This is a genomic window from Catenulispora yoronensis (assembly GCF_039531695.1).
Lineage (GTDB): Bacteria > Actinomycetota > Actinomycetes > Streptomycetales > Catenulisporaceae > Catenulispora > Catenulispora yoronensis.
Window position 1 is genome coordinate 51889 of record NZ_BAAAQN010000009.1, and the last position, 25550, is coordinate 77438.

At 69.2% G+C, this 25550-nt stretch carries 20 protein-coding genes and 1 pseudogene; 18 read left to right on the forward strand and 3 right to left on the reverse strand.

Going from position 1 to position 25550, the window contains the following annotated elements:
• Window positions 1–224: 224 nt before the first annotated feature.
• Window positions 225–1958 (forward strand): DUF2142 domain-containing protein, encoded by a 1734-nt coding sequence (locus tag ABD481_RS10285; protein ID WP_344665339.1) that lies wholly within the window; start codon window positions 225–227, stop codon window positions 1956–1958.
• 221 nt (window positions 1959–2179) lie between these two features.
• On the forward strand, window positions 2180–3262 hold the full coding sequence (gene mraY, locus ABD481_RS10290) for a phospho-N-acetylmuramoyl-pentapeptide-transferase (RefSeq protein WP_344665464.1): 1083 nt from the start codon (window positions 2180–2182) through the stop codon (window positions 3260–3262).
• 44 nt (window positions 3263–3306) lie between these two features.
• On the opposite strand, the gene ABD481_RS10295 is transcribed toward mraY, so the two are convergent.
• Window positions 3307–6330: a lipopolysaccharide biosynthesis protein gene (locus ABD481_RS10295; RefSeq protein ID WP_344665340.1), complete on the reverse strand. Its 3024-nt coding sequence runs from the start codon at window positions 6328–6330 to the stop codon at window positions 3307–3309.
• A gap of 385 nt (window positions 6331–6715) precedes the next feature.
• Between ABD481_RS10295 and tsaE the strand changes: the two genes are divergently transcribed.
• Complete coding sequence (gene tsaE, locus ABD481_RS10300) at window positions 6716–7255, forward strand: tRNA (adenosine(37)-N6)-threonylcarbamoyltransferase complex ATPase subunit type 1 TsaE (protein ID WP_425559137.1); 540 nt, start codon at window positions 6716–6718, stop codon at window positions 7253–7255.
• A 114-nt stretch (window positions 7256–7369) separates the two neighbouring features.
• Here the strand turns inward: tsaE and ABD481_RS10305 are convergent, their stop codons facing one another.
• Entirely contained in the window at window positions 7370–8029 is a 660-nt protein-coding gene (locus tag ABD481_RS10305; protein ID WP_344665341.1) for a hypothetical protein, read from the reverse strand.
• Between the two features lie 34 nt (window positions 8030–8063).
• Between ABD481_RS10305 and tsaB the strand changes: the two genes are divergently transcribed.
• From tsaB to groL, 7 genes are all read left to right on the forward strand, one after another.
• Complete coding sequence (gene tsaB / locus ABD481_RS10310) at window positions 8064–8720, forward strand: tRNA (adenosine(37)-N6)-threonylcarbamoyltransferase complex dimerization subunit type 1 TsaB (RefSeq protein ID WP_344665342.1); 657 nt, start codon at window positions 8064–8066, stop codon at window positions 8718–8720.
• A 15-nt stretch (window positions 8721–8735) separates the two neighbouring features.
• Entirely contained in the window at window positions 8736–9209 is a 474-nt protein-coding gene (gene rimI, locus ABD481_RS10315) for a ribosomal protein S18-alanine N-acetyltransferase (protein WP_344665343.1), read from the forward strand.
• A gap of 5 nt (window positions 9210–9214) precedes the next feature.
• Window positions 9215–10255: a tRNA (adenosine(37)-N6)-threonylcarbamoyltransferase complex transferase subunit TsaD gene (tsaD, locus tag ABD481_RS10320; RefSeq protein WP_344665466.1), complete on the forward strand. Its 1041-nt coding sequence runs from the start codon at window positions 9215–9217 to the stop codon at window positions 10253–10255.
• Window positions 10252–10533, forward strand: coding sequence for a hypothetical protein (locus tag ABD481_RS10325; RefSeq protein WP_344665344.1), 282 nt, complete (start codon window positions 10252–10254; stop codon window positions 10531–10533). Before tsaD ends, ABD481_RS10325 begins: the two co-directional genes overlap by 4 nt.
• Window positions 10534–10811: 278 nt before the next feature.
• Window positions 10812–11747, forward strand: a complete 936-nt coding sequence (locus ABD481_RS10330) for a polysaccharide deacetylase family protein (protein WP_344665345.1) — start codon at window positions 10812–10814, stop codon at window positions 11745–11747.
• 207 nt (window positions 11748–11954) lie between these two features.
• Window positions 11955–12281: a co-chaperone GroES gene (gene groES, locus ABD481_RS10335; RefSeq protein ID WP_425559139.1), complete on the forward strand. Its 327-nt coding sequence runs from the start codon at window positions 11955–11957 to the stop codon at window positions 12279–12281.
• Window positions 12282–12424: 143 nt separating this feature from the next.
• Window positions 12425–14050: a chaperonin GroEL gene (gene groL / locus ABD481_RS10340; protein WP_344665346.1), complete on the forward strand. Its 1626-nt coding sequence runs from the start codon at window positions 12425–12427 to the stop codon at window positions 14048–14050.
• 393 nt (window positions 14051–14443) lie between these two features.
• On the opposite strand, the pseudogene ABD481_RS10345 reads toward groL, so the two are convergent.
• Window positions 14444–14776: pseudogene (locus ABD481_RS10345) on the reverse strand (WhiB family transcriptional regulator); the annotation flags it as partial.
• A gap of 1122 nt (window positions 14777–15898) precedes the next feature.
• Between ABD481_RS10345 and ABD481_RS10350 the strand changes: the two are divergent.
• The 8 genes from ABD481_RS10350 to ABD481_RS10385 all read left to right on the forward strand — a co-directional run bounded on the left by ABD481_RS10350 (window position 15899) and on the right by ABD481_RS10385 (window position 25490).
• Window positions 15899–16510, forward strand: coding sequence for a response regulator transcription factor (locus ABD481_RS10350; protein ID WP_012785233.1), 612 nt, complete (start codon window positions 15899–15901; stop codon window positions 16508–16510).
• 170 nt (window positions 16511–16680) lie between these two features.
• A complete protein-coding gene (guaB, locus tag ABD481_RS10355) occupies window positions 16681–18177 on the forward strand; it encodes an IMP dehydrogenase (RefSeq protein ID WP_344665347.1) in 1497 nt (498 codons plus the stop codon).
• A 113-nt stretch (window positions 18178–18290) separates the two neighbouring features.
• On the forward strand, window positions 18291–19400 hold the full coding sequence (locus ABD481_RS10360) for a GuaB3 family IMP dehydrogenase-related protein (RefSeq protein WP_344665348.1): 1110 nt from the start codon (window positions 18291–18293) through the stop codon (window positions 19398–19400).
• A gap of 173 nt (window positions 19401–19573) precedes the next feature.
• On the forward strand, window positions 19574–21283 hold the full coding sequence (locus ABD481_RS10365; protein WP_344665349.1) for a glycerol-3-phosphate dehydrogenase/oxidase: 1710 nt from the start codon (window positions 19574–19576) through the stop codon (window positions 21281–21283).
• Between the two features lie 24 nt (window positions 21284–21307).
• Window positions 21308–21796 (forward strand): glutathione peroxidase, encoded by a 489-nt coding sequence (locus tag ABD481_RS10370; protein WP_344665350.1) that lies wholly within the window; start codon window positions 21308–21310, stop codon window positions 21794–21796.
• A 34-nt stretch (window positions 21797–21830) separates the two neighbouring features.
• On the forward strand, window positions 21831–22925 hold the full coding sequence (locus ABD481_RS10375) for an SDR family NAD(P)-dependent oxidoreductase (RefSeq protein ID WP_344665351.1): 1095 nt from the start codon (window positions 21831–21833) through the stop codon (window positions 22923–22925).
• 175 nt (window positions 22926–23100) lie between these two features.
• Window positions 23101–23673 (forward strand): hypothetical protein, encoded by a 573-nt coding sequence (locus ABD481_RS10380; protein WP_344665352.1) that lies wholly within the window; start codon window positions 23101–23103, stop codon window positions 23671–23673.
• Between the two features lie 164 nt (window positions 23674–23837).
• Window positions 23838–25490 (forward strand): succinic semialdehyde dehydrogenase, encoded by a 1653-nt coding sequence (locus ABD481_RS10385; protein ID WP_344665353.1) that lies wholly within the window; start codon window positions 23838–23840, stop codon window positions 25488–25490.
• Window positions 25491–25550: the final 60 nt, after the last annotated feature.

Consider the following 25550-nt stretch of genomic DNA (forward strand, 5'->3'; position numbering starts at 1 on the left):
ATGGCGAGCGAGCGGCGGCGGAGCGGGAGCTTGCTGCTTCCGGTGGCCAGGGTTCCGAGCCGATTGCTCCTGAGGCGGTGGAGCATGAGCCTGCTTCTTCTGCTGGCCGGGCTCCGAAGCCGGTGGTGTCTGATGCGGTTGGCGAGCGATCGGCGGAGCATGAGCTTGCTTCTCCCGATGGCCCAGCGCCCGATGATGGCCTTGCCACGAGGCAACTTCCGCCTGTGCGCGCCGACTTGATCCCGGAACCGATGCCCGAATGGCCATCAGGCTGGTCCCACGCCGACTCCGCGACACCCGAAGCCCCGCGCCCCCGGCCGACCGAATTCCAGCCACCACCGAACCCCACCCTGCCCCTGGCCGCCGTCCCCCTCGCCGCAGAGCCCCCGCCGCCCGCCGCTCCGCTCTCCCCCTGGCGCCGCGCCACCCGCGCCACCACCCGCTTCCTCACCCGCCCCTGGTTCCTGGCCCTCGCCGGCTTCTTCCTCGTCTCCGCCGGCTGGGCCTTCGCCTCGCCGCTCGCCACCTCTCCCGACGAGCCCTCCCACATGGTCAAGGCCGCCGCCACCGCGCGCGGCGAATTCATCAACTCCACCTCCCGCCACGAGATCAAGGGCGGCTTCGAGAAGACCTGGCTCGGCTACCCCCTCCCCGCCAAATACGCGACCCTCGACGCCATGTCGGCCTGCTTCCGCAACAAGTTCCTCTCCGCCGCCTGCGGCAAGAAGTTCGGCACCGACGACACCATCAAGATCGTCGAGACCTCCGCCGGCAACTACAACCCCGCCTACTACTGGCCCGTCGGCCTGCCCAGCCGCTGGCTCCCCGGCGTCAGCGCCCTCTACGGCATGCGCCTCATGTCCGCCCTCCTCAACTCGGCGCTGCTCGCCGCCGCGGTCGGCGTCGCCGCCGGCTGGCGCCGCCCCGGCTGGCCGATCCTCGGCGTCCTGGCCTGCGGTACCCCCATGACGCTGTTCCTGTCCGGCACCGTCAACTCCAACGGCATGGAGGCCACCGCCGCCGTCCTGGCCTGGACCGCCGGCATGTCCCTGGCCCTCGACGACGACCCGCGCCCCGGCCAGGTGACCCGCCGCGCCATCGCCCTCGGCGTCGGCGGCGTCCTGCTGGCCAATACCCGCAGCCTCGGCGTCCTGTTCACCCTCTCGGTGCTCGTGGCGCTCGCCGTCGTGGCCGGTCCGCGGACGTTGCTCCGCCTCGGCCGCAACCACACCGTCCAGGTCGTGATCGGCGTCCTGGTCGCCGGCGGCGTCGCGGCGGTCCTGTGGAACCGCTACTCCGACCGCCTGACGACCCAGACCCTGTCCTTCCCGGACCTGACCACCGGCCAGGTCGCCACCGAGGTCTTCTGGAACTCCGGCACCTACCTCATCGAGGCCATCGGCAACCTCGGCTGGCTGGACGTGGCGCTCCCGCCGGGCACCACCATCGCCTGGTACGCGGTCGTCGGCCTGCTGGTGCTGTGCGCGCTGGGCTGCGCCCGCTGGCGCGAGACGCTGGTCCTGGTGGCGCTGATGCTCGGCACCGTGCTGATCCCGCTCGCGGCCCAGATCTCCGAGGCCCGGCGCGTCGGCATCGGCTGGCAGGGCCGCTACATCCTGGCGTGGGTGGTCGGCCTGCCGGTGCTGGCCGGGCTGCTGGTGGCGCGCCGCATCGGCCCGGCCCTGCCCGACGCGATCGAACGACGCGTCCCGGCGGTGGCGGCGATCGTCCTGGGCCTGGCCGGCGTCGGCGCCTTCTACTGGTCGATGATCCGCTACGCGCACAGCGGCTGGAAGAAGTACGGCATCTACCCGATCGAGTGGGCGCCGCCCGGCGGCTGGGTCCTCTGGTGGGCGGTTTTTGTCGCGGGACTCGCGGTGCTGGTCACGGCGGTCGCGGTGCGGCGTCCCTCGGCGCTGTGTCGCCCGCCGCCCGACCCCGTGAACGGCCCGGGCTGATACGTTCGACGTCACGTCCGTCGGCCGGGGGACACCGCGGGACCGACGACCGCCACGTGGGGGGACTTCCGCCGATGCCGTTTCCGGCTGTGATCGCACACGTCAGTGAACGCTTTGCCGGGCTCGGTTTCGAGCGTGCCGGTGCGCCGGGCGCGGTGTCCGGCGCGCCTCTCGCCCGCAGCCCACTGGCGACCGCCGGCACCACCGTGGACCTCGGCGACGTGCGCGCTGTCCTCCTGGCCGGCGGCCTCGCCCTGGTGCTGTCCCTGTCCGGCACCCCGCTGGCGATCAGGATCTTCACCCGCCGCGGCTACGGCCAGCCGATCCGCGAAGACGGCCCGAGCACCCACAAGGTCAAGCACGGCACCCCGACCATGGGCGGCGTCGTGGTCATCCTCGGCACCCTGCTGGCCTACGCGCTCACCAAAGCCGTCACCGCCAAAGTACCCACCGCCTCCGCCGTCCTGGTCCTGGCCCTGATGGCCGGCCTCGGCCTGGTCGGCTTCCTCGACGACTACCTGAAGGTGTTCCGGCAGCGGAACCTCGGCCTGCGCGCCCGCGCCAAAGCCGTCGGGCAATGGGGCTGCGGCCTGGCCTTCGCGATCCTGGCCCTGTTCTTTCCCAGCGACGGCGCCCACAGCTACCACCCCGCGTCGGAGTACCTGTCGTTCGCCCGCGACACCTCGCTCTACCTGGGACCGATCCTGTTCGTCATCTGGGCCGTCGGCCTGGTGATCGGCTCCTCCAACGGAGTCAACCTCACCGACGGCGCCGACGGCCTGGCCACCGGCGCCTGCCTCCTGGTGTTCTCCTCCTACGTCTTCATCGGCGTGTGGCAGGACGGAGGATCCTGCGAGCGCCCCGGCGCCCTGCCCACCGGTCCCCACGCCTGCTACGCCGTCCGCGACCCCATGGACCTGGCGATCGTGGCGGCCGCCGTGGTCGGCGCCTGCGCGGGATTCCTGTGGTTCAACACGGCTCCCGCGCAGATCTTCCTCGGCGACACCGGCGCCCTGGCCCTCGGCGGCGGCCTGGCCGGCCTGGCCATCTGCACCGGCACCGAACTCCTGCTGGCCGTCCTGGGCGGACTGTTCGTCATCACGACTCTGTCGGTGGTGCTTCAGGTCGCCTCTTACCGCTACCGCGACGGCAAACGCATCTTCAAGATCGCGCCGCTGCATCACCACTTCGAGATGATCGGCTGGCCCGAAACCACTGTGGTGGTGCGGTTCTGGCTGCTGTGCGGGATGTTCGTCGGCATCGGACTGGCGCTGTTCTATGCCGGATGGGTATCCGGAGCCTGATACACCCGCTTTCGCAGCGTCTTGATTTCACTGGGCGGCGTCGGTCAGTGGTTCCGCGGCGGCGCGAAGTTGTTCAACCAGGACTGATCGCCCTTGTCCGAACACTCGTGGTTCGGCGCGTACTTCGGGCAACTCCCATCTGGCTTGCGCATGGTCTGCGACACGTAGGCGAGGATCTTGTAGCTGTTGGTCTTCGCCGGCATCCAGTAGTCCGACACTGACGACGCCGCCGTCCCCAACACCAGCAACACCGCCACTAGCCCGCCGACATGAGCACCCACCCGCGACGGCAACGGCGGCCACGCCGCCACCCGCGACGCCGCGAAACACGCCGCCGCCGCGCTCAGCACCAACACGCAATACAGCAGCTGATTACCGGTACGCGGCCACAACTGCACCGACCCGGTGGCCCACATCCGCGAAGCCACCTCCATCCGCCACAACCACGTCCCCGCGAACACACACGCCACCGTCACCGCCAACGGACGCCGCCACCCCAACCACAGCGCCACCCCCAACCCGGCAAACGTCAGCACACTGAAAAGCCCCACTCCCGCCAACTCGCCCGGCGGCGGCCACTGCCCCACATCACCGGGCATGTCCGTGCGCCACATCGAGAAAAACGCCGGATCCGTATAGGCATCGAACCCATACGCCCGATCGACGTTCCCCGGACCCACCAGATCCCGCACGTACCAGCCGCACAGCACCGCGAACACCGCGACCGTCACCCCGACGAACGCCGCCAACCGTCCGACCCGGGCCCTCGACCACGGGAAAAGCAACAACACCGCCGCCACCAACCCCGGCGCGCTCCACAACGACGAACCCGGATAGGTCAAGAACAGCACTGAATACAGCAACCCGAACAAGACCGCGCTCACGACCACCCGACGCCAGCCCAGATCCCCGACCCGCATCGTGTGCCGCACCGAGACCACGAACACCGGCAACAGCACGATCATCACGATCGCCCCGTACGGCTTGTACGGATCGATGATCGCGTACGCCGGTACCACCCCCACCACCAACGCCCACAACGGACTCAGCACGAACCGCCACGCCACATAAGCGGCCGGCCCGGTCAACGCCGCCCCGCCGATCTCGAAATCCCGGAACGCCGACGCGGTGTCCCCGTGATGGAACAGCTGCGCCCACCACGCCAACGCGTGCAGCGTCAACGGCGGATATGTCGGGTTCGGATTCCCGTGCCCGTGCACGATCGACGCCGACCACTCCACTAACCGCCCTGTGTCCCCCGACAACCCGAACAACGGCCACGGCGTCCCCCGCAACGCCACCACGATCCCCCCGGCCAAGAACCCTGAAGCCAACCCCGCCACCGCCCCACACACCATCCGCTTGGCGGTGTCATAGGCACCGCCGCCCCGCCGATGCACGAACAGCAGCACCGCCACCAACACCACGCCCAGCACCGCGAACCGCAACTGCAACGCCGCCAGGGCACTGACTTGCCCGGTCCGCGCCAACGGATCCACCTCGATGTAGCGCGCCGCGAACGGCATGACCAGCGCCCCCGCCAACGCCGCCGCCACCTCGGCCGCCGGGCGCCAGGCGCGGGCCACGGCGCGGGAGGCGGCGCGTCGCCAGCTCGGCTGGGGACCGGTCATGGCGTGCCGCCTTTCGGTCGGTGATTGGGGGGCTTCAGTCGGCGGGTTCACTATCGGGCTGACCGGTGGCCCGTGCGATGGGCTGATCGATGCGGCGGCAGGCGATGCCGCTACCGACGTGGCAACCGATGTGGCAACCGATGTGGCCACTATCGGCCGACCAGGCGGCTGCCCATCCACCCGCCGCAAAGCCCGCACCAACCCGGCCCCCATCACCATCACCACCGCCGCCGGCCCCCCGACACCCCCGGCCGCCGCCGCGTGCAACGGATCCACCGGCATCTCCACCAACACCACCGACACCGCCGCCCCGACCCCCCAAGCGATCGGCACCAATCGATGCCGATCCAACGCCACCAACGTCGGCTGCAAGATCGCCGCCGCCATCAAGAACACCGTCCCGACTCCGAGCACCGCCAGCAACGCGTGCGACAGATCAGCCTTCGTCCCGAAGAACACCCGCAGCACCCACGGCCCCGCCACCGCCAACACCGCCGTCCCCACCACCCCCAGCCCCGCCACCGCCGCCAACGCCACCCGCACCCGGCCCCGCAACGCCGCATGGTCCCCGCGCGCCGCCGACCGCGTCAGATCCGGCAACAACATCGCCTGGATCGGCGACGTCAACAGCAACGGAATCCGCACCAGCACGAACGCCTGACCGAAAGCCGCCGCCACCGCGTCCGAATGCGTCAACCGGGCGCTCGCCGCCAACGGCGGCAGGTTCGCCACCAGCTGCGTCAGCAGACTCGCCGTCACCAGCAACGCCAACCCGCCGGCCGCTGACCGCTCCCCGGACTCGAACTCCGAGATCTCGACGTCCAGCACGTCCTCGGCCCGGTCGTCGAACCCCTCCCGCAGCCACCACCACCCGGCCGCCGCCGCCAACCCCTGCGCCGCCGCGAACGCCAACGCGTACACCCACGCCGCTCCGCCCCGCCCCGTCGCCACGAACACCGCCACACACGGCACCAGCCGCGCCAGCCCCTCCGTCGCCAACGTCGCCGCGTACCCGTAGAACTGCTGCCGCCCGCCCAACAACCCCCGCACCCAGTAACAAGCCGCCCCCACCACCGCCGCCAGCACCAACGCCCCGAACAACGCCCACCGGCCCCGCAACGGCCCCGACACCAGCACCGGAGCCAGCACCGCCAGTACTGCCAGGGTCAGCCCGAGCAGCCACACCGTGTGCCGCCGCGCCGTCCGCGCCACCGGCCCCAACCGCCGGCCCCGCGCCACCGCCCGGCTCGTCGCCCGCGACGTCTCCTGCTCCAGCCCGACGAACACCCCCAGCGTCACCAGCCCCGCCAGGAAGTACAGCGACGACAACGCCGCGGCGTCCGAAGGCGTCGAGGAATGGCCGGTGACCGCCAGGAACACGTAACCTGACAAGCCCACCAGCAGCAGCCCCGCCGCCATGCCGACGGAGGCCCTCATGCTCACCTCCGGTGCGGGAGTCCTCGGCGCCGATCATGCCCGGGGTGGAACGTGGGTAACCGGGGCGAAAAGTGGCATATGGTGCTGCTGGGCGACGGGGACAGAGGCAGGGGCAGGGTGCCGCCGGTCCGCGCCGGGCTCCGGTCGCTACGCCGAACGGGGTGGCTGTTTCCCGGCCGGGCGGCGTGAGGTCGGGCGGTGTGAGGCAGGGCGTGCGCCGGACTGGCTGCCTGCCCCGCCTGCCCGCTTGCCCGCCTGACTGTCCGGCCCGCCTGCTCTGGCTGCCCGATCGGCTGCCAGCTTGCCCTGCCCGCTTGCCTGCCCGCCTGCCCGCCTGCCCGCCTGACTGTCCGGCCCCGCCCCCGTCGGCCGGTACGGTGGACCCATGTCGGTGATCCCTGACCAGGCCGGCCCCGGACTCCCCGGACCCGTCCTGGAAACCCCCGTCGCCACCGCGAGCGCCATGCACGACCTCGGCCGCCGCCTCGGCGCCCGCCTGCGTCCCGGCGACCTCGTCGTGCTCACCGGCGACCTCGGCGCCGGCAAGACCACCCTCACCCAGGGACTCGGCGAAGGGCTCGCCGTCCGCGGCCCGATCACCTCACCGACATTCGTGATCGCCCGCGTCCACCCCTCCATCGCCGTCGGCGGCATCCCCCTGGTCCACGTCGACGCCTACCGCCTCGGCACCCTCGACGAACTCGACGACCTGGACCTCGACGCCTCCGTCGCCGAGTCCGTCACCGTCGTCGAATGGGGCGAGGGCAAAGCCGAAGTGCTCACCGACGACCGGCTCGACATCGTCATCGCCCGCGAATTCGCCGAAGACCTCGACGAGCCCGGCGATTCCGACGTCCGCTGGGTCGCGATCCGAGGCATCGGCACCCGCTGGACCGAGGCCGACCTCGCCGACCTGGTCGACTGACAACAGCGAAGCGCCGGTAGGTAATTAATACCTACCGGCGCTCAAGGCTTGATCGCCCAGCGAGCCCGATGTTCAGCGGCCCAGCGGACCAGCTGCTCGGCTGCCCGGCCGTTACTACGACACCACCACGATCTGGGTCGGCGTCCCCTTGGCCGTCGCGAACTGCCACACCGCCAACGCGTCGTTCTGCGTCAACCGCACACCACCGGTCGTCGTCCCGGCCGCCGGCTTCTGCGGCACCTGGTCCCCGCCCAACGACGCGATCGCGTCGAACGCGAACTTCGTGTTCGCCGACGCGGGCCCCCACAACACCTGGTACTGCACCGACGCCCCGTCGGCACCCTTGGCCGTGGCCTTCCACTTCGACACCGCGTACGTCCCCGGCGTCGGCGACACCGTGCCCGGCACCGCGGCCGCCGACATCTGCAGCTTGTCGTCCGCGCCGACCAGCCACACCCGCGACTTGGCCAAGCTGTACACGATCCGCTTGCCCTTGCCGCTGTCGTCCGGCAGCGCCGTCGGATCCGGCGGCGGCGTCACCGTCTGCCCCGCCTGGTTCGTCGACGGAGCCGTCGGCTGCTGCTGCGCCGGCTGCTGCTTGTCGATGGTCGTCGTGGCGCTCTTGTTCGGCGCCGACCCGTTCGCCTGAACCGCCAACACCCCCACCCCGACCAGCGCCGCGGCCGTGATCAGCGCGACCGAGGCCATGGGGTTCACACGGGAGCGGTTCACCCGCGCCGGTGACCGCGGGCTGTTCTGCTGCTGGCTGGTCATGGGTCGTATGGTGCCAGAAAGATAGGCTGTGCGGGTGCTCCTGCTCGCGTTCGACACCGCCACCCCGGCCATCACCGTCGCGCTGCACGACGGAGCCGCCGTCCTCGCCGAGTCCACCACCGTGGACGCCCGGCGCACCGGCGAGCTCCTCGCGCCCGGCATCACCGCCGTCCTCGACGCCGCCGGACACAAACCCGGCGAACTCACCGGCATCGCCGTGGGCGTCGGACCCGGACCGTTCACCGGACTGCGCGTCGGCCTGGTCACGGCGCGCGCCCTCGGCGACTCGCTGGGCATCCCGGTGCACGGGGTCTGCACCCTCGACGTGGTCGCCTATCAGGCTCGCAGCGCGGAGCCCTTCGCCGTCGCCACTGATGCGCGGCGCAGAGAGGTCTATTACGCGCAGTACGCCGACTACCTGACCCGCTCCACAGAGCCGGACGTGGCCCACCCCGCCCTGATCGCCGATCGCTTGAGCGGCCTGCCAGTGGCAGGGGAGGGGGCTGTCCTCTATTCAGAGGCGTTCCCCCAAGCGATCGAACCGCGGCACCCCTCCGCGGCGGCCCTGGCGGAACTCGTAGTGCTGCGCCTCAAGAGCGACCCCGACTCGCTACTCTTCCCCGAGCCGCTGTACCTGCGCCGTCCGGACGCCGTCGAACCAAGCACTCGCAAGCGCGTCTCCACAGGCTGACGCGTGGGGACGGCAATGACGACGGCTACGCTCCGGCCCTTCCGCTGGTGGGACATCGAGGCGGTACGGCGCATAGAGATGGACCTCTTCCCCGAGGACCCATGGTCCGTGGAGATGTTCTGGTCCGAACTCGCGGACATCCCGCACTCCCGCTTCTATGTAGTCGCCGAGGTCGACGGCCACATCGCGGGCTACGCGGGCCTGATGTCCCAGCCAGGCGCCGCGCCACACACCACGGAGGGCTGGGTACAGAACATCGCGGTCGACCGCGCGCACCAAGGCAAAGGACTCGGAGCGTTCCTGCTCGAAGCCCTCCTGGAGGAGGCCGCACGCAGGAAATGCACAGAGGTCTGGCTCGAAGTGCGCACCGACAACGACTCCGCGCAGCGCCTCTACACCCGCTACGGCTTCGAAGGCGCCGGGATCCGCCGCGGCTACTACCAGCCGGGCAACCACGACGCGCTGATCATGAGGAAGGCAATGGCGTGACCGCTCTGAAGGACGAACCCCTGGTCCTCGGCTTCGAGACCTCCTGCGACGAGACCGGCGTCGGGATCGTGCGCGGCAACACGCTGCTGGCCGACGCGGTCGCCTCCAGCGTCGACGAGCACGCGCGGTTCGGCGGAGTCGTGCCCGAAGTGGCCAGCCGGGCGCACTTGGAGGCCATGGTGCCGACCGTGCGGCGGGCGCTGAAGGACGCCGGGGTCGCCCTCCAGGACGTCGACGCCATCGCCGTCACCGCCGGACCCGGCCTCGCCGGCGCCCTCCTGGTCGGCGTCGCCGCCGCCAAGGCCTACGCCCTCGCGCTCGACAAGCCCATCTACGGCGTGAACCACCTGGCCGCCCACATCTGCGTGGACCAGCTCGAACACGGACCGCTCCCCGAAGGCTGCGTCGCCATGCTGGTCTCCGGCGGCCACTCCTCCCTGCTGTTCGTCCCCGACGTCACCCAGGACATCCAACCCCTGGGCCAGACCATCGACGACGCCGCCGGCGAGGCCTTCGACAAAGTGGCGCGCGTCCTCGGCCTCGGCTTCCCCGGCGGTCCCTTGATCGACAAAGCCGCCCGCGAAGGCAACCCGGACGCCATCGCCTTCCCTCGCGGCCTCACCGGCCCCCGCGACGCCCCCCTCGACTTCTCCTTCTCCGGTCTGAAGACCGCCGTGGCCCGCTGGATCGAACACCGCGAACGCGCCGGCGACAAGATCCCCGTGGCCGACGTGGCAGCCTCCTTCCAGGAAGCAGTCGTCGACGTCCTCACCCGCAAAGCCATCCTGGCCTGCAAGGAACGCGGAGCCGACCACCTCCTCATCGGCGGCGGCGTAGCGGCCAACACCCGCCTCCGAGTCCTGGCCGAAGAACGCGCCGCCAAAGCCGGCATCCAGGTCCGGGTCCCCCGCCCCCATCTCTGCACCGACAACGGCGCCATGGTCGCCGCCCTCGGCTCCGAACTCCTCCGCCGCGACCGCACCCCCTCCCCCCTCACCTTCCCGGCCGACTCCTCCCAACCAGTAGTGGACGTGGTGACCCGATGACCACCAAGAACCAAACCCTGATGTGGGAAGTCCGCTGCCACCCCGGCAAAGCCCCCGCGGTCGAGGAATGGATCCGAGCCATCATCGTCCCGCCCCTCTGGCAAGACGAAGCCGTGGCCTCCTACAACGCCTACAGCACCCAGACCCCCGAAGAAGAACGCGTAGTACTGATCATCGACTACCTGGGCTCGGCCCCCACCACCCTCACCGCCGAACCCCCGCCCCACCTCATCACCCGCCCGGGCCACACCTGGATCTTCCAACGCCTGGACGTATGACTTTCGCCCCACCCACCGATTAGGCAACTGTCACGCCGGTGATGACGTCCTCATTCAGGGGAATGCACAGGCATCGGACCCCCACGGCGACTGACTGGGGAACACGCGTGACGTACGAGGAGCAGGTCCGGCCAGGTGGGCTTGATGGGCGTGGTGGGTGGGGTCGGCGGGGGAGTTCGGTGGGGCGGGCGGGTGAATCCGGGCTTGGGCCTGAGTGTGGGCCTGCGCCTGCTTCTGCGCCGGACCGGCCCATCGGCTGTGGCTGCGAAGATCACGGGTTGTCGGTTCCCGCTCCCTCCCGCCGCCGCTTCCTCCGCACAGCCGCCGCCTTCGCGACCGCCGCCCCCGCCCTCCTGGCCGCGGCCTGCGGCTCCTCCTCCCCGTCGACCCAGAAGAACAACGGCGAGGGCGACACCCCCTCCCCGAACACATCGACCCCACTGCCCGGCAACCCGACGCAGACCTTCACCCCACCCCCGACCACCCCCGGCGGCCGCCCGCCAGGCCCCGAAACCGCCGACGCCGCCCTCCTCGCGGCCAAATACGGCGGGCTCAAGCCCTTCGCCCCGGCCCCACCACCCCCCGCCACCAAACCCGTCAACACCGACGTCCCCCTCCCCCCGGTGATCGACCACATCCCCACCGACCAGAAAATCTGCTTCCTCACCATCGACGACGGCGCCGAAAAAGACCCCGCCTTCATCGAAATGGTCAAAGACTTCCGCATCCCCTTCACCATGTTCCTGGCCGACACCTTCATCCACACCGACTACGAATACTTCGCCAAACTCCGCGACACTGGCTACTGCACCATCCAGAACCACACCCTCACTCACCCCAACATGGTGACCCTGACCCCCCAACGCCAGCTGGCCGAGATCACCGGCCAACAACAAAAACTCGAAAAAACCTACAAAACTACCCCATACCTTTTTCGAGCCCCCTTCGGCAACAGCAACAAGGCCACCCAAGAAGCCTGCAAACAAAACAACCTCAAAGCCATCTGCTACTGGCGAGCCTCCTTCCAAAAGCAAGGCTTCCAATGGCAGGCGGCCGACAAAAAACTCCGCCCCGGCGACATCCTGCTAGCCCACTTCCGTGGCCCCAAAGCCAACGGCAAAGGCTGGCCCGAAATGCACGAACTAATGACCAACCTCTTCCGCATCGTCCAAGACCAGGGCTACACCTTCGCCCGCCTTGAGGACTACGTCTGACCCCGCGCCACCCCACCGCCGCCCGCGCCACCGCCCCGCCGATCCCACCCGCGCCACGCCCGACCCGCCCGCTTGGCACTCCACTTGACCGAGTGCTAATGCCCCGCCTAATCTCGCTTTGGCACCCTCGCACCGAGAGTGCCAGCGCGATACGGGCCGGACCCTGGCACCCGCGACGACAGGTTCCGCAATCAGTTCCCATCGCCGATCCGTCACGCGAACGAAAGGTCACATACCGTGGCTACCGTTGCCATCAAGCCGCTCGAGGACCGCGTCGTCGTCAAGCCGCTCGACGCCGAGCAGACCACCGCTTCGGGTCTGGTCATCCCGGACACCGCCAAGGAGAAGCCGCAGGAGGGCGTCGTCCTGGCCGTGGGCCCGGGCCGCTGGGAGGACGGCAAGCGCGTCGAGCTCGACGTGAAGGAGGGCGACATCGTCCTCTACAGCAAGTACGGCGGCACCGAGGTGAAGTACAACAACGAGGAGTACCTCGTCCTGTCGGCGCGCGACCTGCTCGCGATCGTCAACAAGTAACACCGCTCGTCGCCCGGCCACCGCCCCAGGTGGGGGTGCGACGCGCCGCACAGCCTCAAAGCTGCATCCGCCCCGGGCGGCCGGGGACCCGGCCTGTGACGCCGGGGCGGATTTTCTCTTAAAGACAAGGAACGTACTCGCTCATGGCGAAGATGCTCGAATTCGACGAGGACGCCCGCCGCAAGCTGGAGCGCGGCGTCAACGCGCTGGCGGACGCGGTCAAGGTGACCATCGGTCCCAAGGGCCGCAACGTCGTCATCGACAAGAAGTTCGGCGCCCCCACCATCACCAACGACGGCGTGACCATCGCCCGTGAGGTGGAGCTCGAGGACCCCTACGAGAACCTCGGCGCGCAGCTGGCGAAGGAAGTCGCCACCAAGACCAACGACATCGCCGGCGACGGCACGACCACCGCCACCGTGCTGGCCCAGGCCATGGTGCGCGAGGGCCTGCGCAACGTGGCGGCCGGCGCGCAGCCGATCGCGCTGAAGCGCGGTATCGACGCGGCGGTCAAGGCCGTGGCCGAGGAGCTGCTGGCCACCGCCAAGCAGGTGGAGACCAAGGAGTCCATCGCCCAGGTCGGTGCCATCTCGGCGCAGGACAAGGCGATCGGCGACCTGATCGCCGAGGCCATGGACAAGGTCGGCAAGGACGGTGTCATCACCGTCGAAGAGTCGAACACCATGGGCCTGGAGCTCGAGTTCACCGAGGGCATGCAGTTCGACAAGGGCTACCTGTCGCCCTACATGGTCACCGACCAGGAGCGCATGGAAGCGATCCTGGAGGACCCCTACATCCTGATCAACCAGGGCAAGATCAGCTCCCTGAACGAGCTGCTGCCGCTGCTGGAGAAGGTCGCGCAGTCGCGCAAGCCGCTGCTGATCATCGCCGAGGACGTCGACGGCGAGGCGCTGTCCACCCTGGTGGTGAACAAGATCCGCGGCACCTTCACCTCCGTCGCGGTCAAGGCCCCGGCGTTCGGCGACCGCCGCAAGGCGATCCTGGAGGACCTGGCGATCCTGACCGGTGCGCAGGTCGTGGCGCCCGAGGTCGGTCTGAAGCTGGACCAGGTCGGCGTCGAGGTGCTGGGCACCGCCCGCCGCGTCACCGTCACCAAGGACGACACCACGATCGTCGACGGCGCGGGCGACGGCTCGGCCGTGGCCGACCGCGTGAAGCAGATCAAGGCCGCCATCGACGGCACCGACTCGGACTGGGACCGCGAGAAGCTCCAGGAGCGTCTGGCGAAGCTGGCCGGCGGCGTGTGCGTGATCCGCGTCGGCGCGGCCACCGAGGTCGAGCTCAAGGAGAAGAAGCACCGTCTGGAGGACGCCATCTCCGCGACCCGCGCCGCGGTCGAGGAGGGCATCGTCTCCGGTGGTGGCTCCGCGCTGGTGCACGCGGTCTCCGTCCTGGAGGGCGACCTGGGCCTGATCGGCGACGAGGCGACCGGCGTGCGCGTCGTGCGCCGCGCGGCCGTCGAGCCGCTGCGCTGGATCGCCGAGAACGCGGGCCTTGAGGGCTACGTCGTCACCGACAAGGTCTCGAACCTCCCGGTCGGCTCCGGCCTGAACGCCGCCACCGGCGAGTACGTCGACCTGGTCGCCGCCGGTGTCATCGACCCGGTCAAGGTCACCCGCTCCGCGCTGGCCAACGCCGCCTCCATCGCCTCGATGCTGCTCACGACCGAGACCCTGGTCGTCGAGAAGCCGGCGCCGAAGGAAGACGAGGGCCACGGCCACTCGCACGGCCACGGCCACAGCCACTAAGGCATCACGGTCGGCGGCTGCTAAGGGCTCTCGCTAGGAGAAGTCCCTTAGGCGAAGCCAAGGGCGGTCGTATACGGAACTCTCCGTATACGACCGCCCTTTAGCGTTCGCTGACTACGCAGACGACCCGTAGGAGACGACTCGTCGGTCGAAGGCACCCGGCACGCGCTACTGCGCCGTTGCGGTTCTACGCCGCCGCGCTACTACGCCGCTGCACTGCCGCGCCGCCGCGCAACCGCGCTACTGCTTCGCCTTAGCCTTCGCCCGCGCCCCGGCCGCCGACGCGGCATTCGCCGGCCGCGTCATCGTCATCCCGTTGCTGGGTGCCGTAGCCGGTGCGCCGGAGGCCTTCACCTGTACCTTCATCGGCAGCTTCGTCGCGGGCTTGCGCACCGGCTTGCCGTTCTTCGCTCCGGCCAGTGCCGCGAGCTTCGCCGCCCGCGCCGCCGACTTCTCACGTGCGTAGTACTCCTCGCGCTCCTCCTCGGTCATCCCGCCCCAGACGCCGTAAGGCTCGTGCACCTTCAACGCATGCTCCTGGCACGGCTTGCATACCGGGCAGTGCAGGCACACCTCCTTCGCGGCCTCTTCGCGAGAGGTGCGCGCTTGTCCGCGCTCGCCCTCTGGGTGGAAGAACAGGTCGCTGTCGGTACCGCGGCAGGAGCCGCGCAACTGCCAGTCCCAGAAGTCCGCGTTGGGGCCCGGGAGACGGGATACGTCGGCCATGGCAAGCCCTTCCTCGCTCGACCATCAAACCGGCGAATCCGCAGGTCAGTCGTCCTGTTGTCGGACGACCGACGGCGAGTCGCTAGATGGAGTGGTCTTCGGCGACATCGTGTTGGCCGACGCCGCGGCGGGTGCATGATCCCGTTGAGAGAGAGTCGGGAACTTGCATCGGCGCCGCGACGGCGGCCGTACCTCGTGGTGAACCAGGTGTTAGTTGTCCAATACCTGATCCTGTGGACGGTCATTCCGATCATGCCCCGAACCGTGGTCGATTGTCACTGAGTTGTCGCAATCGATCACGGAGTGTGAGCAATGGCACGGGTCTCGGCGGCGGCGGGCGTCGGCCGGATCCGACGACGGCAGGAAAGGCGCGGGCAGCGTGATCGGGTTTCCCGAAGATGACGGCTGGGCGGATGAGGGGTGGGTGCGGGCGCTGGACGCCGGCCGGCCGCACGAGAGCGGCGGCGGCGGAAGCCGACGGGGCGCACGAGCCGACCGGGACGGCCGCGGCAGCGGCGGTGGGGGCGCCACAAGCAGTGGCGGCAGCGCCGGCGCCGCCAAAGCGGCCGGCGCGGCCGACGGCGGCAAAGCGGCCCCGGCAAGCCCCGGCAACGCCGGCCCAGGCACCGGCCCCGGCACCGGGCCGGCCAACGCGTCGACGAATGGCCGGACGAATGGCCGGACCAACGGACCGAGCACCGGTCCCGCCCCCGACCGCAACCCGTCCCGGGAAGCCCCCACCACCGCGAGCCGAGCCAAGCGAGGCGGCACCGACCCCCGCGACCAGGCCTCCGACGACTTCACAGGCCATCCCGAAGATCGCCCGTGGACCCCGATTCCGCGTCAGGCGAAGTCCGTCGAGCGGGGCTTGATCCCGACTCAGCGCCGTCTGAAAAAAACATCGCGCAGCGCGTAACGCTTTCGGGTGAAGCTCGTTTTCCATCTCGGAGTGACGATGGCGAGCGCCCCCGCCCGCCGCCCGCCCGCCTTCCCAGCAGGGGAGGCGCTTCGCGGCGCGGCCTGCTAAAGGGGTGGCGAAGCGGTGCGAACCATCGACTACGGGGACCTGTCCGCCATAAGCTCAATAGGTGTCACAACCTCACGAATGTGGAGGCTTGACCAATGACGTCCATCCTAGTCTGCGACGACTCCCCGCTGGCGCGGGAGACGCTGCGACGCGCCGTGGCGACCGTGCCCGGCGTCGACAAGGTCACCACCGCCAACAGTGGCGAGGAGGTGCTGCGCCGGTGGACGGCCGACCGCTCGGACCTGGTCCTGATGGACGTCCGGATGCCGGGGCTGGGCGGGGTGGAGACGGTGCGCCGGCTGCTGTCCAACGATCCCAACGCCCGGGTCATCATGCTGACCATGGCCGAGGACCTGGACGGGGTGGCGCTCGCGGTGGCCACCGGGGCCCGGGGCTACCTGCACAAGGACGCCTCGCGGGCGGAGCTGCGGGCCACGGTCAGCCAGGCGCTGGCCGACCCGACGTGGCGGCTGGCGCCGCGGCGGCTGCGGCCGGCCGAGATCGGGGCCGTGCCCACGTTGACCGCCCGGGAGATCCAGGTGCTGGAGGGGATGAGCCACGGCCGCTCCAACGCCGAGATCGGGCGCGACCTGTTCCTTTCGGAAGACACGGTGAAGACCCATGCGCGCAGGCTGTTCAAGAAGCTCGGCGCTTCCGACCGGGCGCACGCCGTCGCGCTCGGGTTCCGGTGGGGCCTGGTCCGCTGACGGCGGACCGGGGGGCGGCCGCGGTGCCGAGGGGGCGGCCGCGGGGTACGGGGTGCTGTGTCGTTGTGATCCTGGCCACGCGCCGGGCGATCATCCACTGATCGGTTTGGTCGGGCCGGATTCCTGGGGGAAGATTGCTTATCGGTCCCCCTTGACATTCGGATGGTGACATGTCTGACGCCGGCCTCCCCGCCAAGTTCGCGAACCTCGGCCTCACCTACGACGACGTCCTGCTGGTCCCGGCCTACTCCGAGGTGGTGCCCAGCGAGGTGGACACCGGCACCCGGCTGTCGCGCAACATCCGCCTGAACATCCCGCTGATCAGCGCCGCGATGGACACTGTGACCGAGGCCCGGATGGCCATCGCGATGGCCCGCCAGGGCGGCGTGGGCGTCCTGCACCGCAACCTGTCGATCGCCGACCAGGCGGCGCAGGTGGACCTGGTCAAGCGCTCCGAGTCGGGCATGGTCACCCAGCCGGTGACGGTCGCCCCGGAGGCCAGCCTGGCCGAGGTCGACGCGCTGTGTGCGAAGTACCGCATCTCCGGCCTGCCGGTGACCGGCCCCGACGGCACGCTGCTGGGCATCATCACCAACCGCGACCTGCGGTTCGAGGTCGACAAGACGCGCCGGGTGGCCGAGGTCATGACCCCGATGCCGCTGGTGACCGGCCCGGCCGGGATAAGCGGCGAGGACGCCATGAAACTCCTGGCCCGGCACAAGATCGAGAAGCTTCCGCTGGTCACCCCGGACGGCAGGCTGTCCGGCCTGATCACGGTCAAGGACTTCGACAAGAGCGAGAAGTATCCGCTGGCCACCAAGGACGCGAACGGCCGGCTGCGCGTGGGCGCGGCGATCGGCATCCTCGGCGACTCCTTCGAGCGGGCCCAGGCCCTGGTGGCGGCCGGTGTCGACTTCCTCGTGGTGGACACCGCGCACGGCCATTCCAAGGTCGAGCTGGACATGATCGCCAAGGTCAAGGCCGAGGCGCCGCACATCGACGTGATCGGCGGCAACGTGGTCACCGGTCCCGGCGCGCACGACTTGATCACGGCCGGTGCCGACGGCGTCAAGGTCGGCGTGGGTCCCGGCTCCATCTGCACTACGCGCGTAGTGGCCGGGGTCGGTGCGCCGCAGGTGACCGCTGTGTATGAGGTGGCGCAGGTGGCCAAGGAGCACGGCGTACCGGTGATCGCCGACGGCGGTTTGCAGTACTCCGGCGACATCGGCAAGGCGATCGCCGCCGGCGCCGACTCGGTGATGCTCGGCTCGCTGCTGGCCGGCTGTGAGGAGTCGCCCGGCGAGCTGCTGTTCATCAACGGCAAGCAGTTCAAGTCCTACCGCGGCATGGGTTCCCTGGGCGCGATGCAGTCGCGCGGCGAGAACAAGTCCTACTCGAAGGACCGCTACTTCCAGGGCGAGGTCGACTCGGACGAGAAGCTGATCGCCGAGGGTGTCGAGGGCCAGGTACCCTACCGCGGCCCGCTGGCCTCGGTCGCGTTGCAGCTGATCGGCGGCCTGCGCCAGTCGATGCTGTACTGCGGCTCGCACACCATCCCGCAGTTGCAGGACGCGCAGCTGGTGCGGATCACCGCGGCGGGTCTGCGCGAGAGCCACCCGCACGACGTCCAGATGACCGTCGAGGCGCCGAACTACTCGAAGCGCTGAACACGGGCTATTCGTGGCGCTGAACTCTTAGAGCTGAACACATAGAGCACTCAACGGCCCGGCGCGATAGCGTCGGGCCGTAAGTACGTCCATCGAAAGTTGAGGTAGACCAGGTGACCGAGGTCGAGATCGGCCGGGCCAAGCGTGGCCGCCGCGCCTACGGGTTCGACGATGTGGCGGTAGTGCCGTCGCGCCGCACCCGGGACCCCGAAGAGGTCTCCATCGCCTGGCAGATCGACGCTTACCGGTTCGACACGCCCTTCATGGTCGCGCCGATGGACTCCGTGGTGTCTCCGGCCACCGCGATCCGGATCGGCAAGCTCGGCGGCGTCGGCGTCCTGAACCTCGAAGGCCTGTGGACTCGCTACGAGAACCCCGAGCCGCTCCTCCAGGAGATCGCCACACTCTCCGAGGACGCCGTCACCAAGCGTCTTCAGGAGATCTACAGCGCGCCGGTCCAGGCCGAACTCATCTCCGCGCGTATCAAGGAGGTCCGCGCGGCGGGTGTCACTGTGGCCGGCGCACTGTCGCCGCAGCGCACAGCGGAGTTTCACTCCGTCGCCGTATCGGCGGGCCTGGACATGCTCGTCATCCGCGGTACGACCGTGTCGGCCGAGCACGTCTCCGCGAACGCCGAGCCGCTGAACCTCAAGCAGTTCATCTACGACCTTGAGATCCCCGTGGTTGTCGGCGGTTGCGCCACCTATCAGGCGGCGCTGCACCTGATGCGCGCCGGCGCCGCGGGCATCCTCGTCGGCTTCGGCGGCGGGTCGACGCAGACGACGCGTGACGTCCTGGGCATCGCGGTCCCCATGGCCTCGGCCGTGTCCGACGTCGCCGCCGCGCGGCGCGACTACCTGGACGAGTCCGGCGGCCGCTATGTGCACGTCGTCGCGGACGGCGCTATGGGCGTTTCCGGCGACATCACCAAGGCGATTGCCTGCGGCGCCGACGCAGTAATGATCGGCTCCCCGCTCGCCCGCGCCGCCGAGGCGCCCGGCCGCGGCTACCACTGGGGCAACGAGGCGCACCACGCTTCCGTCCCGCGCGGCCACCGCACAGCGGTCGGCACAGTGGGAACGCTGGAGGAGATCCTCGTCGGTCCTTCCTCCTCGCCGGACGGCACCATGAACCTCGCGGGCGCGCTGCGCCGTGCCATGGGCACTTGCGGGTACACCGAGCTCAAGGGCTTCCAGCGGGTCGAGGTCACCGTCGCCACCTGAGCGCTCCGCTCCTGAAGCGGAACGCTTGAGACGCGAACGGTTCGCCGCGAAACCCCGAACCGTTCGCCGTCCCGCTACCCCTTCCTGGTGTCGGCGCACCCTGTGATCGGCTTCACGGGTGACGTGGCGTCCCCGGTCGCGTGTGGGGCCCGCGCTTAGGGCAGGCTTGAGTCGTGCGTAGTGTGCGGCTGGGACCGGCGGAGCGGGAGAAGGCGCTGGCTGCGATGGCCGAGCGAGAGCTCGACGTCGTGGTGGTCGGCGGCGGTGTGGTCGGCACCGGGACGGCGTTGGACGCCGCGACCCGGGGCCTGTCCGTGGGTTTGTTGGAGGCGCGGGACTGGGCGTCGGGGACGTCCTCCCGCTCCTCCAAACTCATCCACGGCGGTCTGCGTTACCTGGAGATGCTCGACTTCGGGCTGGTCCGGGAAGCGCTTAAGGAACGGGGGCTGCTGTTGCAGCGCCTGGCACCGCACCTGGTGCGGCCGGTGCCGTTTCTGTATCCGTTGACGGGACGTGCTTGGGAACGCGTATATGCGGGTTCCGGCGTCGCGCTCTACGACGGTATGGCGACGTCCTCCAGCCACGGCAGAGGGCTCCCGCTGCATCGTCAGCTGACGCGCCGCGGTGCCCTGCGTATCGCGCCGGCGCTTAAGCGTTCTTCGCTAGTAGGAGCGATCCAGTACTACGACGCGCAGGTGGACGACGCGCGGTACGTCACCTTCCTCGCGCGCACCGCCGCAAGCTATGGCGCGCATGTAGCGTCCCGCGCACGTGTCTCGGGCTTCCTGCGCGAAGGCGAACGCGTCACCGGCGTCATCGTGCGGGACCTGGAGACCGGCAAGACTCAGGAGATCCGCGCCAAGCAGGTGGTGAACGCTACCGGCGTGTGGACGGATGACACGCAGGCTCTGGTGGGGGAGCGCGGACGATTCCATGTGCGCGCCTCTAAGGGGATCCACCTGGTCGTCCCCAAGGACCGCATCCACTCCTCTTCCGGACTGATCCTGCGTACAGAGAAGTCTGTGCTGTTCGTCATCCCCTGGGGCCGGCACTGGATCATCGGGACCACTGACACCGAGTGGACTCTGGACAAGGCGCATCCCGCAGCGTCCAAAACTGACATCCAATACTTGCTGGATCATGTCAATGAGGTTCTGAACGTCCCACTGTCCCGAGCTGATGTCGAAGGCGTCTACGCCGGGCTGCGCCCCCTGCTGGCCGGCGAGTCCGACGAGACCTCCAAACTCTCCCGCGAGCACATCGTGGCGCACGTCGTGCCGGGCCTGGTGGTCGTCGCAGGCGGCAAGTACACGACCTATCGGGTGATGGCCCAGGACGCCGTCGACGCGGCGGTCCACGGCCTTGGTGGCGGCATCCCGGCGTCCGTCACCGAGAACGTCCCGTTGCTCGGCGCGGACGGCTACCAAGCGCTGTGGAACAACCGTTCGCGCATCGCCGCACGGAGCGGACTGCACGTCGCCCGAGTGGAACACCTGCTGCGCCGCTACGGCTCGTTGATCGACGAAGTGCTGGACTTGATGTCCGAGCAGCACGAGCTTTCGGAGCCCCTGCCCGGCGCGGAGGATTACCTTAAGGCCGAGGTCGTGTATGCGGCCCAGTTCGAAGGCGCCCTGCACCTGGACGACGTCCTGTCGCGCCGCCTCCGCGTCTCCATCGAGACGTTCGACCGCGGCGTCAGCGCGGCCGAACCCACCGCGCGACTGATCGCCCCGGTGCTCGGCTGGACCGAGGAACAGGTCAAGCGTGAGGTTGAGCACTATGCCGCGCGCATCGCCGCTGAACGCGAATCCCAAGAGCAGCCAGACGACGCCACGGCCGACGCCGCCCGGCTCGGCGCGCCTGACGTTGTGCCGGTTATGTAGCGGTCCCGTGCTTTGATGGCGGACATGAGTCTTTACGACATCCCGATCAACACACTCGACGGAAAGCCGGCCTCCCTGAACGACTACGCGGGCAAAGCCGTCCTGCTGGTCAACGTGGCCTCCCGCTGCGGCCTCACTCCGCAGTACGAGGGCCTTGAGCGGATCCACGAGCGTTACGCCGAACGGGGGTTCACCGTCGTCGGTGTCCCCTGCAACCAGTTCGGCGCGCAGGAGCCGGGTACCTCGGACGAGATCCAGGAGTTCTGCTCCGCGACCTACGGTGTGACCTTCCCGCTGCTGGAGAAGATCGAGGTCAACGGCGAGAACCGGCACCCGCTGTACCAGGAACTCACGAAGACGACCGATGCCGAGGGCAACGCCGGGGATATCACGTGGAACTTTGAAAAGTTCCTTATTGGTGCGGACGGAACGGTGCTTAAGCGATTCCGCCCGCGCACCGAGCCTGAGGCCTCCGAAGTGGTCGAAGCCATCGAGGCCGCGCTTCCCGCATAGTGACACGCGCGGCTGATCACGCCAGGATGGCGCTATGCCGCATTGGACTCCGGAAGAAATCCCGGATCTGACGGGGCGAGTCGCCATGGTCACGGGGGCCAGCAGCGGGATCGGGTTCCAGACGGCATTGGAACTCGCGCGTCATGGGGCCCGTACCCTGCTCGCCGTCCGCGATCCGGTCAGGGGAACGCACGCGCTGGAGAGGATCACTTCGGTGGTCCCCTCCGCGCGGGGCCTGGTCGAGGTCGTCCCGGTCGACCTGGCGAGCCTGGACTCGGTCGAGGACGCCGCCGCCGACCTGGCCGACCGGACCGCGGCGGTGGACATCCTGGTGAACAACGCGGGCGTCATGGTCCCGGACGGCCACACCACCGCCGACGGCTTCGAGTTGCAGTTCGGGACCAACCACCTGGGGCACTTCGCGCTTACCGGCCGCCTGCTGCCGTTGCTGCTGGCCGCGGAGGCGCCCCGGGTGGTCACCGTCTCCAGCCTGACCCATCGCCACGCGAAGCCGATCTGGGATTTTGTGCCGGTAGGCGTTGAGGCCACGGCCCATGATGAAGCCAGCTCCGGATCCCTATCGGAAGGTGCGAAGCTGGGTGAGGCGGAGCACGAAGACGGCGTGGGTGACGGTGGACCATCCGGCAGCGCTCGCTTCACCAGCGCCAGGTCCGGCGGCACCGCCGAATCAGACAGCCACCGCCGCGTGGCCGGATACGGACGCTCCAAGCTCGCTAATCTGCTGTTCGCTAAGGAACTTGATCGCAGAGCCAAGCGCGTGCGGTTCGCCTTAGCGAGTGTCGCCGCGCATCCCGGCTATGCGGCGACAGGACTGTTCACCAAGACCTCGTTCAGCCGCCACAATCGAGTTGTCTCCGGACTCGCACAGCTGGTTACCCGGGCGACCGGTCAGAGCGCTGCCACCGGCGCGTGGCCCTCGCTATACGCGGCCACACATGTGGATCTCTTCGGCGGTGAGTACATCGGACCGCGCGGTCCTGGGGAAATGCGCGGCGCTCCCACCTTGGCCTTCATGAGCGCCATCGCGCAGGACGAGACTGTGGCTGCCGCGCTATGGGAGCAGTCTGTAGCCGCGACCGGCGTGGGCTATGAGGAGTTATTACGCTAACTCGCGGGAAGACTGACCGGCCCGTCGGCCATTTGGTCGAGAATTGGGCCGACCAGCGGGCGTATTGATCTGTGGCAGGACATGACGCTCGAAAATTCGGGAAACGCGTGGGAACCCGGGCGAGAGCCACCGCGTCCAAGTCCCAGAAGCAGTGACCGCGAGGAGATGGAGCGAAATGAAGCTTCTGGTGAAGACCGTGGCGAGCACCGCCGTTGTGCTGGTGACGCTGGCCGGTTGCGCCTCCCGCAGCTCGGGGGACTCGCATTCGGCGGCGGCCGGCCCGGGAAGCGACGTGACATCGTCCACGTCCCCCGGCGGAACCACGAGCACGGAGAACTCGGAGCCGCCGTCCGCGGCCCCCGGCGGCCCCACCACGGGAACCAGCAGCGGCAGCCAGCCGATCGCTCCCAGCTCGCCTGGCGGCTCCTCGTCGAGCAGCCCCGCCAAGCCCGACCCGTCCGCGCAGGTGAAGTACGTCTCGCCGCAGGGTGTCACTCTGGCTTCCGACGGTGTCACGCTGATCGCCGAGGTCACCTGGGGCGGTTGCAGTGACCAGCCGCAGCTGGTCGTCATGAGCCAGGACGCCTCGAAGGTGGTCGTGGAGCTGAAGGAGACCTCTCACGCGCGCATCGGCGTCATGTGCCCGGACATCGCGCGCAACGGCGAGGCTTCGGTGAAGCTTGTCGCGCCGCTCGGGACGCGCCAGGTGATCGACGGGATCAAGAACGCGCCTATCAACGTTCACTGAGCTGCGGTACGGCTCATCCTGCCTGATCGTCTCGGGGCGCAGAAGGCGCCGGCAAAGGTAGCGACGTACGCTGTGCGAAACGCACGCAAGAAGACGCTCTCGACGTCTTCACAGGTTGCTACCGACGGCTGACACCGCCGGGTTTTTCTGGGAGGCTCGTCGCCATGACCGCCGACACCATCGATCCTGGCAACGGCATATCGGAGGATGCGCAGAGCACTCCGGCCGGGACCGGCCACGGAGAGGCCTCGCGCCTTGAGACGATCCATACGCGCCTGTCCGCCGACCTGGTAGAGCGCCTTGTCGGCAAGGTATCGATCCATGGCGCGGTAGGCGGTCGGACGCAGTCCTACAGCCCGCTCACCGGCGAGCTGATCGCGGATTATCCGGCGAGCGCGCCGCAGGATGTGCGCGCGGCGTTCGAGACGGCGCGGCGGGCACAGCAGACGTGGGCCACGACGCCGCTGTCGCAGCGGGCCAAGGTCGCGCGGCGCCTGCATGACCTGTTGCTGGAGCGTTCGGAGCAGCTGCTGGATCTGGTGCAGATCGAGACCGGCAAGGCCCGTAAGCACGCTCTGGACGAGGTGCTGTCGGCCGCCGCTGCCACGCGGCACTATGCGTACGCCTCGCGCGGCTACATACGGCCGAAGCGGCGACGCGGTGTCCTGCCGGTGTTGACCAAGGTGACCGAGGCCCGCGTTCCTAAGGGCGTCGTGGGGATCATCACGCCGTGGAACTACCCGCTGGCACTGTCCGTGTCGGATGTCATACCTGCGCTGATCGCCGGTAACGCGGTGGTGCACAAGCCGGACACACAGACCGCGCTCACCGGGCTGCGGCTGCGGGAGCTCGCGGTGCAGGCCGGATTGCCGGAGGACCTGTGGCAGGTCGTGGTCGGCGATGGTCCGGTCGTCGGTCCGGCGGTGATCGACAATGCTGACTACATCGCGTTCACCGGATCGACGGCTACAGGGCGCAGCGTGGCGCAGGCCGCGGCGGCGCGGCTCGTCGGGTGCTCGCTGGAGCTCGGCGGTAAGAACGCGATGCTGGTGCTCGACGATGCCGACATCGAGAAGGCGGTGTCCGGCGCGGTGCGCGGGTGCTTCTCTTCGGCGGGACAGCTTTGTATCTCTATTGAGCGTATATACGTTCACTACACCAAATACGACGACTTCCTGGCGCGCTTCCTTACTGAAGTTCGCGCTATGCGTTTGGGCTCTGGGCTCGACTACACCGCCGACATGGGATCGCTGACCAACACCAAGCAGTTGGAGAACGTGACCCTGCACGTCGAGGACGCCAAGGCGAAGGGCGCCAAGGTGCTGTCTGGCGGGCGTCGCCGCGCGGACATCGGTCCGCTGTTCTACGAGCCGACGGTGCTCGGGGACGTCAAGGACATCATGCGGGTCCACGGCGATGAGACGTTCGGGCCGGTGGTGTCCGTGTACTCGTTCAAGAGCGAGAGCGAAGTCGTCGCCGAGGCGAACAATACGAAGTACGGGCTGAACGCCTCGGTGTGGACGCGCGACAACAAGCGGGCTCGGGAGATCGCCGTCAAGCTGCACACCGGCACTGTGAACGTCAACGAGGCCTACGCCGCGGCGTGGGGTTCGGTGGCGGCGCCGATGGGCGGGATGCGGCAGTCCGGGCTCGGGCGCCGGCACGGGGCCGAGGGCATCCTGCGGTTCACCGAGGCGCAGACCACGGCGCAGGAGCGGCTGCTGCCGATCGCGCCCTGGTTCGGGATGTCCGACCAGCGGTGGGGCGCGTTGATGCTGCGCTCGTTGAAGCTGCTCAAGACGCTGCGGATGAAGTGAGGCCGGGGCGGCGGGGCGTTCCTCAAAACGGGTGACGCGGCGACCGAAAGGTTCCGATTG

Bases quoted from the DNA above. Each gene is read 5' to 3' on its own strand.
- ABD481_RS10295 (WP_344665340.1), bottom strand. From the start codon at position 6,330: ATGAGGGCCTCCGTCGGCATGGCGGCGGGGCTGCTGCTGGTGGGCTTG.
- tsaE (WP_425559137.1), top strand. From the start codon at position 6,716: ATGTCGGTGATCCCTGACCAGGCCGGCCCCGGACTCCCCGGACCCGTC.
- ABD481_RS10305 (WP_344665341.1), bottom strand. From the start codon at position 8,029: ATGACCAGCCAGCAGCAGAACAGCCCGCGGTCACCGGCGCGGGTGAAC.
- rimI (WP_344665343.1), top strand. From the start codon at position 8,736: ATGACGACGGCTACGCTCCGGCCCTTCCGCTGGTGGGACATCGAGGCG.
- ABD481_RS10325 (WP_344665344.1), top strand. From the start codon at position 10,252: ATGACCACCAAGAACCAAACCCTGATGTGGGAAGTCCGCTGCCACCCC.
- groL (WP_344665346.1), top strand. From the start codon at position 12,425: ATGGCGAAGATGCTCGAATTCGACGAGGACGCCCGCCGCAAGCTGGAG.
- ABD481_RS10350 (WP_012785233.1), top strand. From the start codon at position 15,899: ATGACGTCCATCCTAGTCTGCGACGACTCCCCGCTGGCGCGGGAGACG.
- guaB (WP_344665347.1), top strand. From the start codon at position 16,681: ATGTCTGACGCCGGCCTCCCCGCCAAGTTCGCGAACCTCGGCCTCACC.
- ABD481_RS10370 (WP_344665350.1), top strand. From the start codon at position 21,308: ATGAGTCTTTACGACATCCCGATCAACACACTCGACGGAAAGCCGGCC.
- ABD481_RS10375 (WP_344665351.1), top strand. From the start codon at position 21,831: ATGCCGCATTGGACTCCGGAAGAAATCCCGGATCTGACGGGGCGAGTC.
- ABD481_RS10380 (WP_344665352.1), top strand. From the start codon at position 23,101: ATGAAGCTTCTGGTGAAGACCGTGGCGAGCACCGCCGTTGTGCTGGTG.
- ABD481_RS10385 (WP_344665353.1), top strand. From the start codon at position 23,838: ATGACCGCCGACACCATCGATCCTGGCAACGGCATATCGGAGGATGCG.